17 protein-coding genes are annotated in these 13329 nt (G+C 64.5%); 12 read left to right on the top strand and 5 right to left on the bottom strand.

Going from position 1 to position 13329, the window contains the following annotated elements:
* The first annotated feature begins 112 nt into the window (after nucleotides 1–112).
* Nucleotides 113–532 (top strand): hypothetical protein, encoded by a 420-nt coding sequence (locus AWC25_RS02770; RefSeq protein WP_198166576.1) that lies wholly within the window; start codon nucleotides 113–115, stop codon nucleotides 530–532.
* Nucleotides 533–697: 165 nt separating this feature from the next.
* The gene (locus AWC25_RS02765) at nucleotides 698–967 is read left to right on the top strand and encodes a hypothetical protein (protein ID WP_142278674.1); all 270 of its coding nucleotides are present in this window, start codon (nucleotides 698–700) and stop codon (nucleotides 965–967) included.
* A gap of 17 nt (nucleotides 968–984) precedes the next feature.
* Here AWC25_RS02765 and AWC25_RS02760 read toward each other — a convergent pair whose 3' ends face one another.
* Entirely contained in the window at nucleotides 985–1596 is a 612-nt protein-coding gene (locus AWC25_RS02760; protein WP_069398365.1) for a TetR/AcrR family transcriptional regulator, read from the bottom strand.
* Nucleotides 1597–1699: 103 nt separating this feature from the next.
* Between AWC25_RS02760 and AWC25_RS02755 the strand changes: the two genes are divergently transcribed.
* Genes AWC25_RS02755 through AWC25_RS02740 form a run of 4 tightly spaced genes read left to right on the top strand, consistent with a single transcriptional unit; the run spans nucleotide 1700 to nucleotide 4187 of the window.
* Nucleotides 1700–2485, top strand: a complete 786-nt coding sequence (locus AWC25_RS02755; RefSeq protein ID WP_069398366.1) for a hypothetical protein — start codon at nucleotides 1700–1702, stop codon at nucleotides 2483–2485.
* Entirely contained in the window at nucleotides 2482–3315 is an 834-nt protein-coding gene (locus AWC25_RS02750) for a hypothetical protein (protein ID WP_069398367.1), read from the top strand. The genes AWC25_RS02755 and AWC25_RS02750 overlap by 4 nt, the downstream gene beginning before the upstream one ends.
* Nucleotides 3315–3902 carry a cytochrome c oxidase subunit 3 family protein gene (locus AWC25_RS02745; protein ID WP_069398368.1) on the top strand — a complete coding sequence of 196 codons (588 nt, stop codon included), beginning with the start codon at nucleotides 3315–3317 and terminating at the stop codon, nucleotides 3900–3902. The genes AWC25_RS02750 and AWC25_RS02745 overlap by 1 nt, the downstream gene beginning before the upstream one ends.
* Nucleotides 3903–3905: 3 nt before the next feature.
* On the top strand, nucleotides 3906–4187 hold the full coding sequence (locus AWC25_RS02740) for a cytochrome C oxidase subunit IV family protein (protein WP_069398369.1): 282 nt from the start codon (nucleotides 3906–3908) through the stop codon (nucleotides 4185–4187).
* A gap of 18 nt (nucleotides 4188–4205) precedes the next feature.
* Here the strand turns inward: AWC25_RS02740 and AWC25_RS02735 are convergent, their stop codons facing one another.
* A complete protein-coding gene (locus tag AWC25_RS02735) occupies nucleotides 4206–5501 on the bottom strand; it encodes a cytochrome P450 (protein WP_069398370.1) in 1296 nt (431 codons plus the stop codon).
* Nucleotides 5502–5684: 183 nt separating this feature from the next.
* Here AWC25_RS02735 and AWC25_RS02730 point away from each other — a divergent pair, with 183 nt between their 5' ends.
* Nucleotides 5685–6386, top strand: a complete 702-nt coding sequence (locus AWC25_RS02730) for a TetR/AcrR family transcriptional regulator (protein ID WP_069398371.1) — start codon at nucleotides 5685–5687, stop codon at nucleotides 6384–6386.
* Here AWC25_RS02730 and AWC25_RS02725 read toward each other — a convergent pair.
* Together AWC25_RS02725 and AWC25_RS02720 are read right to left on the bottom strand one after the other, a co-directional pair.
* On the bottom strand, nucleotides 6302–6739 hold the full coding sequence (locus tag AWC25_RS02725) for a hypothetical protein (RefSeq protein ID WP_276049036.1): 438 nt from the start codon (nucleotides 6737–6739) through the stop codon (nucleotides 6302–6304). The two genes, AWC25_RS02730 and AWC25_RS02725, sit on opposite strands and share 85 nt — an antisense overlap.
* Nucleotides 6736–7482 (bottom strand): enoyl-CoA hydratase/isomerase family protein, encoded by a 747-nt coding sequence (locus tag AWC25_RS02720; protein ID WP_069398372.1) that lies wholly within the window; start codon nucleotides 7480–7482, stop codon nucleotides 6736–6738. Before AWC25_RS02720 ends, AWC25_RS02725 begins: the two co-directional genes overlap by 4 nt.
* 110 nt (nucleotides 7483–7592) lie before the next feature.
* Between AWC25_RS02720 and AWC25_RS02715 the strand changes: the two genes are divergently transcribed.
* The 5 genes from AWC25_RS02715 to AWC25_RS02695 all read left to right on the top strand — a co-directional run bounded on the left by AWC25_RS02715 (nucleotide 7593) and on the right by AWC25_RS02695 (nucleotide 11549).
* Complete coding sequence (locus AWC25_RS02715; protein WP_085166305.1) at nucleotides 7593–8015, top strand: lipoprotein LpqH; 423 nt, start codon at nucleotides 7593–7595, stop codon at nucleotides 8013–8015.
* 91 nt (nucleotides 8016–8106) lie between these two features.
* Nucleotides 8107–9297 (top strand): amidohydrolase family protein, encoded by a 1191-nt coding sequence (locus AWC25_RS02710; RefSeq protein WP_044508343.1) that lies wholly within the window; start codon nucleotides 8107–8109, stop codon nucleotides 9295–9297.
* A gap of 32 nt (nucleotides 9298–9329) precedes the next feature.
* Entirely contained in the window at nucleotides 9330–10733 is a 1404-nt protein-coding gene (locus tag AWC25_RS02705) for a FadD3 family acyl-CoA ligase (RefSeq protein ID WP_069398512.1), read from the top strand.
* A complete protein-coding gene (locus AWC25_RS02700) occupies nucleotides 10730–11353 on the top strand; it encodes a fatty-acid--CoA ligase (protein WP_069398374.1) in 624 nt (207 codons plus the stop codon). The genes AWC25_RS02705 and AWC25_RS02700 overlap by 4 nt, the downstream gene beginning before the upstream one ends.
* A gap of 16 nt (nucleotides 11354–11369) precedes the next feature.
* Nucleotides 11370–11549: a (2Fe-2S)-binding protein gene (locus AWC25_RS02695; protein ID WP_069398375.1), complete on the top strand. Its 180-nt coding sequence runs from the start codon at nucleotides 11370–11372 to the stop codon at nucleotides 11547–11549.
* 1 nt (nucleotide 11550) lies between these two features.
* On the opposite strand, the gene AWC25_RS02690 is transcribed toward AWC25_RS02695, so the two are convergent.
* The gene (locus tag AWC25_RS02690; RefSeq protein WP_069398376.1) at nucleotides 11551–13266 is read right to left on the bottom strand and encodes an alpha-keto acid decarboxylase family protein; all 1716 of its coding nucleotides are present in this window, start codon (nucleotides 13264–13266) and stop codon (nucleotides 11551–11553) included.
* Nucleotides 13267–13329: the final 63 nt, after the last annotated feature.

Below are 13329 nucleotides of genomic sequence, written 5' to 3'. Positions count from 1 at the left end.
TGCGGAAATCCACGCCCGGCAGGCTAAGGGGCGCAGCAGCGTTCGAGTCCGTCCGATACGCATAGTCGTGGATACGAAAGATCTTCTCCAAGCAGGAGAATTTTCTTTTCGCATGTGGCAAAGTAATCGGGTGCGATTAATCGTGGCCCTATTTGCCGCGTTGCTCGGCGCCGGTGTACTGGCGGCGCCGCCATCTTTCGCCGGGCCGACGGTGTGTGACTATCCCGATTGCACTCCGGGCATCATGCCGCATCAGGTCCTCGGGGCACCGTGCGACAACACCACCTACTACGCCTTCGGTGTCACCGACGGATATGTCTCGTTCGGCTCGCAGCCCGGCCGTCTGATGTTCTGCGGCTCGCCGAGGAGATATCAGCCCCGATGGTTCCGCTCACCGCCGATGGCGGGAATCAAGGACGAGGGCGCGGCCTGCCCTATGTACCTGAACTACGTCGCGCAGTCGCCCGACGGCCTGTTCCTGGTCTGCATAGCCCATGACGGCGTAACGACTTGGGTACGCGGCGATACGTAGCCGCGCCGTTTTCGCATCTTCACCGGCGACATGAGGGAGCCATTCGCTATGCAAATCCCCGATTTCAGCAGCGACCAGCGGGTCGGCGGTGCGGGAGGCGCGGCGCCTTCGAGGCATATTGCAGCGAAGGTCGGCACGGCCGTGGCCGCCCTGCTGATCGCCCCGATGCTGTTGACCGGGGTGCCGTCTGCGCGAGCCGAAACCGGCCTCGATGGTTACGCTCGCTGCGTCGGCGGCGACACGAAGCCCCCGCCACCGGGGGTAAGTGCAGATGTCTGGTTTCCGAGTGTGCATGTGATCCAGACCGATCTCGATTCCGGTGTTCCCTCCGCGCAGATAGTCCAGATCTTGATAGGAATGGGAGTGAAGCCGGAGGATGCCGCCACCCGGGTGCACTGTTTTCTCGCCAACCAGCCTCGCGGACAAGGGTATTGACGCCCAGAACGTTTGCTTCAGCTGGATGGCTCGGGTGCCTCCTGACGCAAACCGATCAGGCGCCGGATCATGTCGGTGAGCCGCGCGAGTAGGGTCTCGTCGTCGATGTCGGCGACCAGCGGGTGCATGACCGCGGCGCTGATGGCTCCGGAAAACATCGCCGCCTCGATCCGCCCGTCCAGTCCCGCATCGCTCAGCAGCACCCGATACAGCCGGTCCATGAAGCGCTGAAAGGGCTTGTGTTCGGCCAATAGTCGCACGACGACCGGATCGAACTGCAGCGTCCGCACCAGTCGGCGGTCGCGCACCGCCATGGCGACGACGTTTTGCAGCAGCGCGTCCCGGGCTTGCGGACCGCTACCGTGCGTTTCGGCGTCTTCCAAGGCCGGCAGCAACCGGCCCAGCTCGCGCTCGGTGACGGCGATGGCGATCTGGTCCTTGGTTCGGAATTGATGGTAGACAGCGGCTTTCGTGATGCCGACGGCGTCGGCGATCATTTGCAGCGAGGTGCCGCTGACGCCATGCTGTGCGAATAGGTCCAGCGCCGCGTCGAGTACTCGGGTGCGGGCAGGGCTGTAGCCGACAACTCTGAGCTCTCCGTCGTCGACCGGTTGCTGTGCTGTGACCACGCACCGAGCCTAGACGAAGGCTATTGACCCAGGCTAGCCGAACGGCTAGCTTCGATGGCGGGCCGAATGTAGTCAGCCGAGTTCGTGCTGGAGGGAGTCACCGATGTCCGACATCGGCGGGGGCGCGGCGACGGCTCGCAAATCCGTGGGAGCAGTGCCGCGGCGCCCCGACGGTGAGCTCGTCCTGCTGTGGACGCTGCCCGCCGCGATGATTCTGTGGCTCGCCGGGTTCCTGCTCTTTCCCGGTTTCCATCCACCGATGTCACCCGGCATGCCGGCGGAACGGGTCGCCGCGTTCTACCGCGACTTCGCCCACCTGCCCGAGATCCGTTACAGCATGATCCTGTTCAACTGGTTCGGGGTCTGTCTGGTTCCGATCCTGGCGTTGATCATGGTGCAGATTCGTCGCATGGCACACCGGACGCCGATCTTCTCCTACGCCATGCTGGGGTGCGCGGCGGGCGGCCCGACGCTGTTCCTCGTCGCGAATGTCTGCTGGCTGTTGGCCGCCTTCCGCCCGGAACGCAGCGCCGAGCTGACGCAACTGCTCAACGACCTGGCCTGGGTCACCTTCACCATCCTCGTCCCGTTCCTGATTGGTCAAAGCGTGATCCTCTCTCTGGCAATCTTTTTCGACGAACAGCCGCGGCCGGTCTTCGGGCGTTGGGTCGCTTACTTCAACCTTGTGGTCGCCGCCGCCCTGGTTCCCGCGGCCTTCGTCGGGGTGTCGCTGACCGGTCCGCTTGCCTGGGACGGCTTCCTGTCGTTCTGGGTGAAAAATGTCGCCATCTTCGGGTGGATCATTGTGATGGGCGTCGTGCTGGGCCGGGCCGTATATCGGAAACGATCCGAGAACCAAGACCGCGCAACGGAATTGACCAACGTATGAGCGCAGTCGTCACGCCGCCGGGCGCCGCTGCCCTGGAGCCTCCCGTCGGGCCGCTGTCGCGGCAGCTCGCCTGGCACCTGCTGCATGGGCCCAAGCGTGAGCTGTGGCTGGCATGGGCCATGCTCGTCGTCTTCTACACCATCTTCTTCCCGATGTTCTTCATCGTGGCCCAGGTCCAGCCGCCGCCGAGGCCGGCCTGGGATTTGCCCATGCAGCTGCACTGGTTCCGCGAACGTCACCTCGGAATACCGGTGGGATTCGGAGTCATTTTTGCCATCAGTGGCATGATCGCTGTCAACAACGCCCTCATCGCCTATTCGATGCGGCGCATGTCGGTCAGCCGCGCTTTCGGCTATTCGTATCTGATCATCTACTCGCTCAGTGCAGTTCCGGGCATGCTGCTGCTCAATGTGGCGCTGATGGTGGGGACGTTGCGCCCCGCGCGGGACCCCGAGGCGATCGGCTGGCTGTACGACTTCGCGTTCTTGTCGTTCGACGGAACCATGGGGGTGTTCCTGATCGGCTCACTGATCTGGATGGTCGCGATTCTGCTTGACAAGAATCGGGTCTTCCCGAAATGGTTCGGCTATCTCAACCTGTGCAATGCCCTTACGGAGGTCGTCGTGGCCCCGTGCTGGATCTTCCGGCGTGGCGTGTTGGCGTGGAACGGCCAGATCGCGTGGTGGCTGGACATGGTCGTATTCGGCATCTACCAAGTCACGTTCATCGTGATGCTGTTCCAGATGATCCGCCGCGAAGACTTCGGAACCGGACCGTTGCCCGCCCGGACGCGCAGCGCCCGGCCCGACCCGACGGGCGTGGCGGCCTGATGCCCGATCTCGTGAACACCGGGCGACGCGGCAGGATGGTGCCGGGCCAGCCGGACATGTGGGCCTTTGTGTTGTTCGAAACATTGGTCTTCACCGCATATTTCGGCTTCTACCTGTCCGCGCGTGCGCAGCACCCGCAGCTTTTCCTGCAAGCCCAGGCTGAGCTGGACCTGCCCATCGGCGTTTTCAACACCCTCGTGTTGCTGCTGAGCTCCTGGTCGGTTGCGCGGTGTGTCCAGTCCGCGCGCGCCGGTGCCTACCGGGCGGCCCTGCGGGACGTGGTGATCACGGCAGCGCTGGCCGGGGTCTTCCTGTCCTGCAAGGTGTTTGAGTGGGCTCGGCTGGTTGGCGGCGGAAACGGCCTGGAAAGCAACGACTTTTTCACGTACTACTTCTTCCTCACCGGGATCCACTTCGTGCATCTGCTGATCGGCTTGGTCGCCCTCGGTGTCATCGTCTACCAAATCCCCGGCGGCAGGCCCCGATCAAGAGACTCCCAGATTCTCGTCGAAACCTGCGCAACCTATTGGCACACCGTGGATTTCCTGTGGGTGCTCATCTTCGCGCTGCTGTATGTGGTGAGGTGAGTCGTGCGGTTCAACAAGCGATTGTTCGCGGTGTGGGTGATCCTGGCGGCACTCACCACGGGCTATCTGTGGATAGACCACGCGGCCGGCAGCACACCGCGGTCGCGGGCGGTCGTCACCTCGAGCGTCGTCGTGATCGCACTCATCAAGGTACGCATCATCTTTCGGGAGTTCATGGAGGTACGCAACGCCCCCGTCCTGTTGTGCCGGCTCACCGACGCCTGGGTGGTGATCGTGGCGGTCGCGCTGCTCGGCTGCTACTTCGTCGGGATGAAATTCCGCTAGTGATCGCGAACGGCGGTGTCAGCCAACCGCCGCAACGGTATCGGCCGTGGTGAACGACAGGTGCAGTTCGCTCAGCCCGCGCAGGATGTACGTGGGCTCGTAGGTGTAGCGCCGCTCGGCAGCCGGCCCGTGATGGGTCTCGTTAATCTCGATGTGCGGCATCCGGTCCAGGATGCGCTCGATGGAGACCCGGCCCTCCACCCGGGCCAGCGGCCCACCCGGGCAGGAGTGCACACCGCGGGCAAAGGCCATGTGCTCGCGAACGTTCTTGCGGCGCAAGTCGAATTCGTGCGGGTTCTCAAACCGGCGGGGGTCGCGGTTGGCCGCGCCCGGCAGCACCATCACCACGGTTCCGGCGGGCAGATCCACGCCACCGATGTTGGTGTCCTTGACGACGAGTCGCGAGTCGCTCTTGACCGGGCTCTCCATCCGCAACGATTCCTCGATGAATCCCGGAATGAGGCTGCGGTCCTCGCGCAACTGCTGTTGGATGTCCGGCCGGTCACCGAGCACCTGCAGCGCCGCGCTGAGCAGCTTGGCCGTGGTTTCCTGGCCGGCGGCGAAAAGGAAAGTGGCCGAACGGACCACATCGATCACCTCGGGTATCGACCCGTCCGGGTATTTCGCTTCGGCCAGGTGGGTCAACACGTCGCCGCGCGGCTCGCGCCGGCGATCTTCGATGTAGTTGCAGAACTTTTCGTCGAGCCACTCCAGCGGGTTGATCCCGACCGACTCGTGATCAAGGGCCCCGACCCGCGCGCCCGGACGGTCGGCGCCGAGCACCGACCGGAACTCCTTGTGGTCCTCCTCCGGCACCCCGAGCAGGTCGGCGATCACCAAGGTGGCAAACGGCTTGGAGTACTCGGCGATGAATTCGCACTCGCCGTTGTGCAGAAACTCGTCGAGCTGGCGATCGGCGAGGCGCCACATGAATTCCTCGTTCTGCTTCAACCGGCTCGGGGTCAGTAGCTTGGCCAGCACCGACCGCGCCTTGGTGTGATCCGGCGGGTCCATCGTCACCATGTGCTCGTTCATCGGGAAGTAGCTTCGATGCTCGTCGATCTGCGGGCGGATATCGCCGCCCGCGGGGGTGAACGGCAACGGCGGGAACGGCCCACCAAGCGCAACGATGTTCGAGAACGTCTCGGGATCCCTATAGATCTCGGTGGCTTCGGCATAACCGGTGACCGCGACGACGCCGTAGTGCGGCAACCGCAACACCGGGTTCTGGCTACGCAAATAGTCGAAGTAGGGGTGTGGATCTGGGACCAGCGTCGGATCGGTGAAGAAGTCGATCGAGTCAAAGTCGGTCATCGGATTGCGTCTCCTGGGCTGAGTTACCGGTGAACGTCGGCGGCACGCGCGAGCCGCCCCGATTTCGAAATTCTGCTGAGCACTTGCTTAGCACGGCGGTAATGTCGTGGTCAAGGTCACAACCCCGAGCCGCGATACGATTCCCGAGGTCAACAGGTGAGTGCGGAAACAGGGAGCAGCGGTATGACATCGGCCCGCAGGATCGGTGCGCCGGACGCAAAGAATCGCGTCCTGCTGCTCGACGCGGCCGAACAATTGATGATCGAGGAGGGCTACGCCGCGGTCACGTCGCGCCGCCTGGCGAACAAGGCCGGGCTCAAGCCTCAATTGGTGCACTATTACTTCCGCACGATGGAGGAACTGTTTCTCGAGGTCTTCCGCCGGCGCGCCGAAGAGGCGCTGGAGGTGCACGCCCAGCTGATGAAATCGCCGCAGCCGCTGTGGGCGGTGTGGCGATTCGGGACCGACCCCGCATTCACCCGCATTTCCTTGGAATTCATGGCGCTGGCCAATCACCGCAAAGATATGCGCGCCGAAATCGCTTACTACGCCGAACGATTCCGCGAAGAGCAACGCCAAGCCGTGACGGCCGCGCTGCAACGGTACGGCGTGGACGGCAAGGACATGCCACCGGTGGTGTTCACCGTGCTGATGTCGAGCTTGTCGAGGTTCCTGGTGCTCGAGCAGGCAGTCGGCATCTCCGCGGGGCACGCCGAAACCCGGGCATTAGTCGAAAGTTACCTGCACCGACTGGAAGGCGAACCGCAGCCCATTCCCGGAATACCGGAGGCGTGGATGGTTCACCAATTCCGCAGCGAGCAGAGCACGCCTTTGAGTCCGTCCTTGGACACGACGATGACGCCGTCCACCGCCAACACGCAGTGAAGTCCCGGTGTGCCGGGCTCGGTCCCGGTGCTCGCCACGACCATCGCGTACGCGTCCGGGTTGGTCATGTCCAGGTCGTAGGTCCACGGCTTGCCCGGGACGAGATCGACGTTGATGTGCGGAGTGAACGAGTAGGGGTTGTGGCTGTAATCGGCGAACTTCTCCGGCTGGTGGTCAAGGTAATAAATGTCGGTGTAGATCGGCTTTTCGGCGGTGACCGCATATTTGACGTGATGGATGACGGGGTCGGCATGGGCTTGTCCGGTACCGATGGGCACACTGGCACCGACCAACAGCCCCGCCACGCTGAGTGCCGATCCGAATGTCCGCAGCCTCTTCACGCTGGTCCTCATATCGCTCCTCCGGCCGCCGGGCGCGGTTTGGCGTTTCGGTTCGTGACCCGCTCTGCGGCCTGCCAGTGCGCGTCGGCAACCCACAGTCGTGCAAAGGATGCTATCGCCTCGTCCGGCGAAACACCTTTGATTACTCGTTTTATCTCGGCGGCCGGCTGACCGGCCATCGACGTGGCGATCGACCGCCAGCCTTCCTCGAATGAGGCGCGCGGCAACACCACGTCAAACAACCCGATGCGCTCGGCCTCCGCGGCGTCGATCGTCTTGCCAGTGCCCGCCAACAGCAGTGCCCGACTGCTTCCGACCAGCGCGGCCAGCCGCTCGGCGCCGCCCCACGCGGGCATGATTTCCAGGGTCACCTGATTGAACGCGATCTTGACATCGCTTGCGGCAACACGGATGTCGGCCGCCACGGCCACTTCGGCGCCACCGCCAAACGCGTGGCCGTTCAGCGCGGCGATCACCGGAGCGGGGAAGTCCGCCAATTGGTCACAGATGGACCGCATCCGCTTCGCCATCGCCGCGGCGTCCTCTTCGGTGCGCAGTGCGCTGAGTTCCTTGAGGTCACCGCCCGACACGAAAGCCTTGTCGCCAGCGCCCCTGATCACCAGGGTGCGGGCGCCGGAGGCTGCGTCGAGTGCCTTTTCCAGCTGGTCCATGGTGTCGAGCGCGATGGCATTGCGCGCGTGGGGACGGTCGATGGTGAGTACCGCCAACCCATTGTCGAGCTCCAAATCCAGCATGTGCGTGTGCTCCTCGAAGAGCGGTCGACATTGGCATTCTCGTGCGGCGAGAATAGCATCATCGCTGCAGGCTGAGCGGGTTCCGTTGAACAAGGTTAGGGGTGCCCCACGTGCAGACCCGATTCGTCGCGGCAACCGCCGCCGTGCTCGCCGCGGCCGGACTCGGCGCGTGCAGCTCGCGACCGTCGACCCCGGTGTCCGGCACCGCATCGGTCACCGTCAACGGCACCGATGCCAACTTCCACATCGTGAAATGCACGCAACGGGAATGGACGAGGACGATCGACATAGGCGGCAATTTTTCCGGGGCCAGCCTGATCGTCGATATGGGAGCGCAACCGGCCTCGACGGAGTCGGTGCACATCCGAAATCTCGGCGGGTTCAATGGGATGTACGCCCGGGGCGACGGCGAGCACGCGGACACGAGCATGACCGGCGACAAATTCACTGTCACGGGCACCGCCAACGGATTCAAGACCGACAAGCCAAACGAAGCGGCGTCGGCGCCCTTCAAGATCATCGTCACCTGCTGACCCAGCGTCGTGCGGCACCGCCCCCCGGGGGCGTGTTGCGATGACGACCTGCAAGAGAATAGTATTCTCACAAATTGCAAAGGAGGATCTCATGGGCCAGTTGTCGCATCGGGAAGACGTCCCGTTTCCAATCTTTGACGCGGATAATCACCTCTACGAACCGCCGGAGGCGCTGACCAAGTTCCTGCCCAAGGAGTACAAAGACTTCGTCCAGTATGTGCAGATCAACGGGCGCACCAAGATCGCCCTGCGCGGCGTGATCAGCAACTACATCCCCAACCCCACGTTCGAGGTGGTCGCCCGACCGGGGGCCTGGGAGGAGTACTTCAAGTACGGCAACCCCGAGGGCAAAAGCAAGCGCGAGCTGTTCGGCGAGCCGATGCGCGCCATCCCGGCGTTCTTCGAGCCCGGCCCGCGGCTGGAGAAGATGAACGAACTGGGCCTGGACCGCACCCTGATGTTCCCGACGCTGGCCAGCCTGATCGAGGAGCGGTTGCGCGACGACCCGGTCGCCATCCACATCCTGATCCACGCGCTCAACCAGTGGCTCGACGAGGTGTGGGGCTTCAACTACCAGAACCGCATCTTCACCACCCCGGTCATCACCCTGCCGATCGTCGAGAAGGCGATCGAGGAACTGGAGTGGGCGGTCCAGCGTGGCGCCCGCGCCATCCTGGTCCGGCCGGCGCCCGTCCCCGGTTTCCGCGGCCCGCGGTCGTTCGCGCTGCCCGAGTTCGACCCGTTCTGGGAGCGGGTTGTCGAACACGACGTGCTGGTGGGCATGCACTCCAGCGACAGCGGCTACTCCCGCTACACCTCCGAGTGGGACGGGGCCGATCAGGAGATGCTGCCCTTCCAGACCAACGCGATGGGCATCCTCAACGAGTGGCGGCCGATCCAGGACTCAGTGGCTTCCTGGGTGATTCACGGCGCACTGTACCGCCACCCCAAGCTGAAGGTCGCCATCGTCGAGGCCGGGTCGAAGTGGATGACGCCGTTGCTCGACGGCCTGGCCGAGGTCTTCCGCAAGGCGCCCGAAGCTTTCCCGAGCGACCCGGTCGAGATGGTCAAGAACCGCATCTATGTGAGCCCGTTCTTCGAGGACGGCATCGACGACCTGGTCAACCTGGTCGGTGTGGATCAGGTGCTGTACGGCTCGGACTGGCCGCACCCGGAGGGCCTGGCGGAGCCGACCTTCTATGTCAACGCGCTGTCGCACCTGTCCGTTGACGACCAGGCGAAGATCATGGGCGGTAACCTCGGTCGACTCGTCACGGTGTGACAAACACCCCTCCGTGGGAGACCATCCCCGAGATGGTCTTGAGCGCGGCGGACCGATTCGGCGATGCCGAAGCAGTCGTCGACGGTCCGCTGCGCCTCACCTTCGCCGAAGTCGTCCAGCGAATCCGTTGCGCCGCAGGCGCATTCGCGGACCTTGGTATCCACAAGGGTGACCGGGTCGCCGTCTGGGCGCCCAACTCCGCGGAGTGGATCATCGCCGCGTTCGGGTTGCTTACCGCCGGTGGCGTGCTGGTGCCGGTCAACACGCGGTTCAAGACCGAGGAAGCGGGTGACATCATTGCCCGCAGCGGCGTCAAGGCGGTCCTGGCGCAGAAGGGCTTTCTGGGGCAGGATTACACAGCACCCGCGGGCATACCGGTCATCGACCTGAAGTCCGGCTTCCTTTCCAGCGGTTCACCCTTCGAGCGGGCGGTGAGCGGCGACGACATCGCGGACATCATCTTCACCTCGGGCACGACGGGGCGCCCGAAAGGGGCGATGATGAATCATGGCCAGACCCTGCGCATGTACGAGGAATGGGCGACGCTCGCGGATCTGCGCCAGGGTGACCGCTACCTGCAGATCAACCCGTACTTCCACACCTTCGGCCTGAAGGCGGGACTCGTCACGTCCTTTTTGCGCGGCGCGACGATGCTGCCGGTCGCGGTGTTCGATGTCGACACGGTGGTGGATCTTATTGAACGCGAACGCGTTACGATGCTCCCCGGGCCGCCGACTTTGTATCATTCGTTGCTGACGGTGCGGGACAAGTCCAAGCTGTCGACATTGCGCGCCGGCGTGACCGGAGCGGCCGACATCCCCGTCGAGCTGGTCCGTCGAATCCATGACGAACTGCCGTTTCAGACCTTGATGACCGGATACGGGCTCACCGAGGCGGGCAACGTCACGCTGTCGCTGCCCGGCGATTCGTTCGAGGACGTGGCCACGACCGCAGGCGTGCCCTGCGAGGGGGTAAAGGTGCGGATCGCCGACGACGGCGAGGTGCTCGTCCGCGGGTATGGCGTGATGCAAGGCTATCTGGATGATCCCGCCGCGACGGCGGAAGCGATCGACGTCGACGGCTGGCTGCACACCGGAGACCTGGGCACCCTGGACGACTCGGGTCGCCTCCGCATCGTCGGACGCAAAAAGGACATGTTCATCGTCGGCGGATTCAACGCCTATCCGGCAGAGATCGAAGGACTCTTGCTCAGCCACCCGGCCGTTACGCAGGCGGCGGTCATCGGTATCCCCGATGACCGGATGGGCCAAGTGGGTAAGGCGTTCGTGGTCCGCAAGGGCGAGGTCACCGCCGACGAGCTGATCGGCTGGTGCCGCGACCGGATGGCCGGGTTCAAGGTGCCCCGCGCGGTACAGTTCCTTGATTCACTTCCACTCAACGCGACGGGGAAGGTGATGAAGGACCGGCTCCGATGAACAACGGCGACATTCACTCGATGGTGATTGCGTCGGACTATCGCGTCCCCGATCCGACCAAGGTATGGCCGCTCCTGGAACGCAACAGGGCAGCTCTTTCCGACATCGGTGCGCACCACGTTCTGGTCTACACCTCGACGCACGAATACGGCCGGGTGCTGGTGATGATCGGTGTGCACAGTCGCGAGCCGATCGTGGAACTGCTGCGATCGCGGGTGTTCTTCAATTGGTTCGACGAGGCCGGTGTCGAGGACATCCCGGCGGTTTTCGCCGGTGAAATCGTCGACAGGTTCCTTCCGGCGCCGCCGCAGACGGCCGCGGTGCCGGGAGTGGTGGTGGCCGCCATCGCGTCGGTCGACGACGTTGCGACGCTGACCGCCGGCGTGCGCCGCGCGATGGACAGATTCACCGCCGCGGGCATCCGAAAGACTTGGGTATTCCGGGCTTTCGACAACAGTCACGAGGTGTTGATCCTGCAGGAGTTCCCCGACGAGGCGAGCGCCCGGGAGTGGATCGATCATCCCGATGCGGCGGCGCAATGGATGTCGGGTGCCGGAGTAGGTCCCTACCCACCGCTGTTCGTCGGCCGGTTCTCGAACATCATGCGCATCGAGAGCTGAGCGAGCCGGCCGTTCGATGTTCGTCTGCCTGTGCAACGGAGTCACCAGCCATAGCGTGTGCGACGCCGTCGAGGCGGGGGCGGCGACGACCAATGAGGTCGCCCGGGCGTGCGGGGCGGGCACCGACTGCGGCCGCTGCCGCCGCACCGTTCAGGCGATTCTCAACTCATCGAAACCGGATCGCAGCTCGGCGTGAGCTACCGGCGCCGGCTGCCATCCGGCGACATCGGTTGAACGAGTTCGACGAGCAGGGGCGGGATCTCGAGGCGCGGCAGGACGACCTCGACGAGTACCATGCGGTCCCGATGTTGTGCCGCCGCGGTCAGGGCATCGTCGAGCTCGCCGTAGGTTTGCGCTCGGAACGCCAGATGATCGGTCACCCCTAGCGCGTTGGGGATGTCGGTCCAACTCCAGGCGGCAATGTCGTTGTACGGGGCGGTTTCCCCGTGGATCGCACGCTCCACCGTGTAGCCGTCGTTGTTGACGACCACGATCACCGGGGCCAGTCCCTCGCGGAAGAACGTGCCCAATTCCTGGACGGTCAGCTGTGCGGCACCATCGCCGATCAACAGCACCGTCCTGCGGTCCGGATGTGCCACCCCCGCCCCGAGCGCCGCCGGCAGCGTGTAACCAATTGAGCCCCAGAGGGGTTGGCCGATGAACATGACGCCGCGCGGGAGCCGGTGATCGGCCATGCCGTAGAAAGAGGTGCCCTGGTCGGCGAGCACCACGTTGCCTGGGGTGAGCGCCCGGCACAGCCGATTCCAGACCATCTCCTGGGTCAGTCCCCGGTCACGCGCGGGCGGTTCGGCGCCGGGATCGGGCTCGGGATCGTCGGCCGCCGCCACCGGTGGCGAGCTGATCCCACGGCGGGTCAAGATCTCGGCCAGCGCGCCGAGCGCCGCACCCATCTCCAGCGGCGCGAAGACCTGGCCGGCCACACTGCTCTGGTATTGCCCGACATCGATGGTGCGGGCCGGGTCGATGTGCTGGCTGAAAAAGCCGCTGACCATGTCGGTGAACACCACGCCGGCGGTGACCAGGACGGGTGCGTCCTCGATCGCGGCGCGGACCCGCGGCGCGCTGGCGGCGCCGGCGTAGATGCCCAAGAAATTGGGGGAGCTCTCGTCGAGCAGGCTCTTGCCCCACATCAGCGTGGCGTAGGGCACCACGTCGGCGGTCAACAGCGCCTCGAGTTCCTTGACCACTTGCAGGCGATGTACCAGCAGGTCGGCCAGCACGGTCAGCCGGTGGTCGCCGATCAGCTCGGTGGCGGCCTCGACGAACATCGACAATGCTCGCGGGCTGGTACCGCCGGTGTAGCGGGGCAGTGGGGCGTCGGGACGTTCGGTCGGGAAGCGGGCCACATCGGTGGACATCAGGATGTAGCCGGGCCGTTTCTGCTCGCGCACCTCTGAAAGCACCCGGTCGATTTCCCGGCAGGCCGTGGCCGGCATGAGATTGGCTTGAGCGCAGGTGATTTCGCGACTGATGCGGACGAAGTGCTCGAAGTCGCCGTCACCGAGCGAATGATGCAGTGCGCGTCTGGTGCCCTGGGCGTCTTTGGAGGGGCCGCCGACGATGTGGACGACGGGCACGTGTTCGGCGTAGCTGCCGGCGATCGCATTGGTTGCCGAAAGCTCGCCCACTCCGAAAGTGGTTACCACAGCTGACATTCCGCGCAACCGTCCATACCCATCGGCGGCGTAGCCGGCGTTGAGCTCGTTGGCGTTACCCACCCAGCGAATGGTGGGGTGCGCGACGATGTGGTCGAGGAACTCCAGGTTGTAGTCACCCGGGACTCCGAAGATCTCGGAGACGCCGAATTCAGCGAGACGGTCTAACAAATAGTCGCCGACGGTGTAGGCGGAATCCGCGGGGAGGGGCCCCGCGCCGAGAGTGCTATCTGTCACGAGATCGACGGTACGCTCAGTCGAAACCGCTCCCGGCCGGACGCCGTTTCGCTATCGTGCGGG

The organism is Mycobacterium sherrisii (assembly GCF_002102355.1).
Taxonomy (GTDB): Bacteria; Actinomycetota; Actinomycetes; order Mycobacteriales; family Mycobacteriaceae; genus Mycobacterium; species Mycobacterium sherrisii.
Note: the sequence above shows the minus strand (reverse complement) of the source record. Positions and strands in the feature narration are given on the sequence as shown.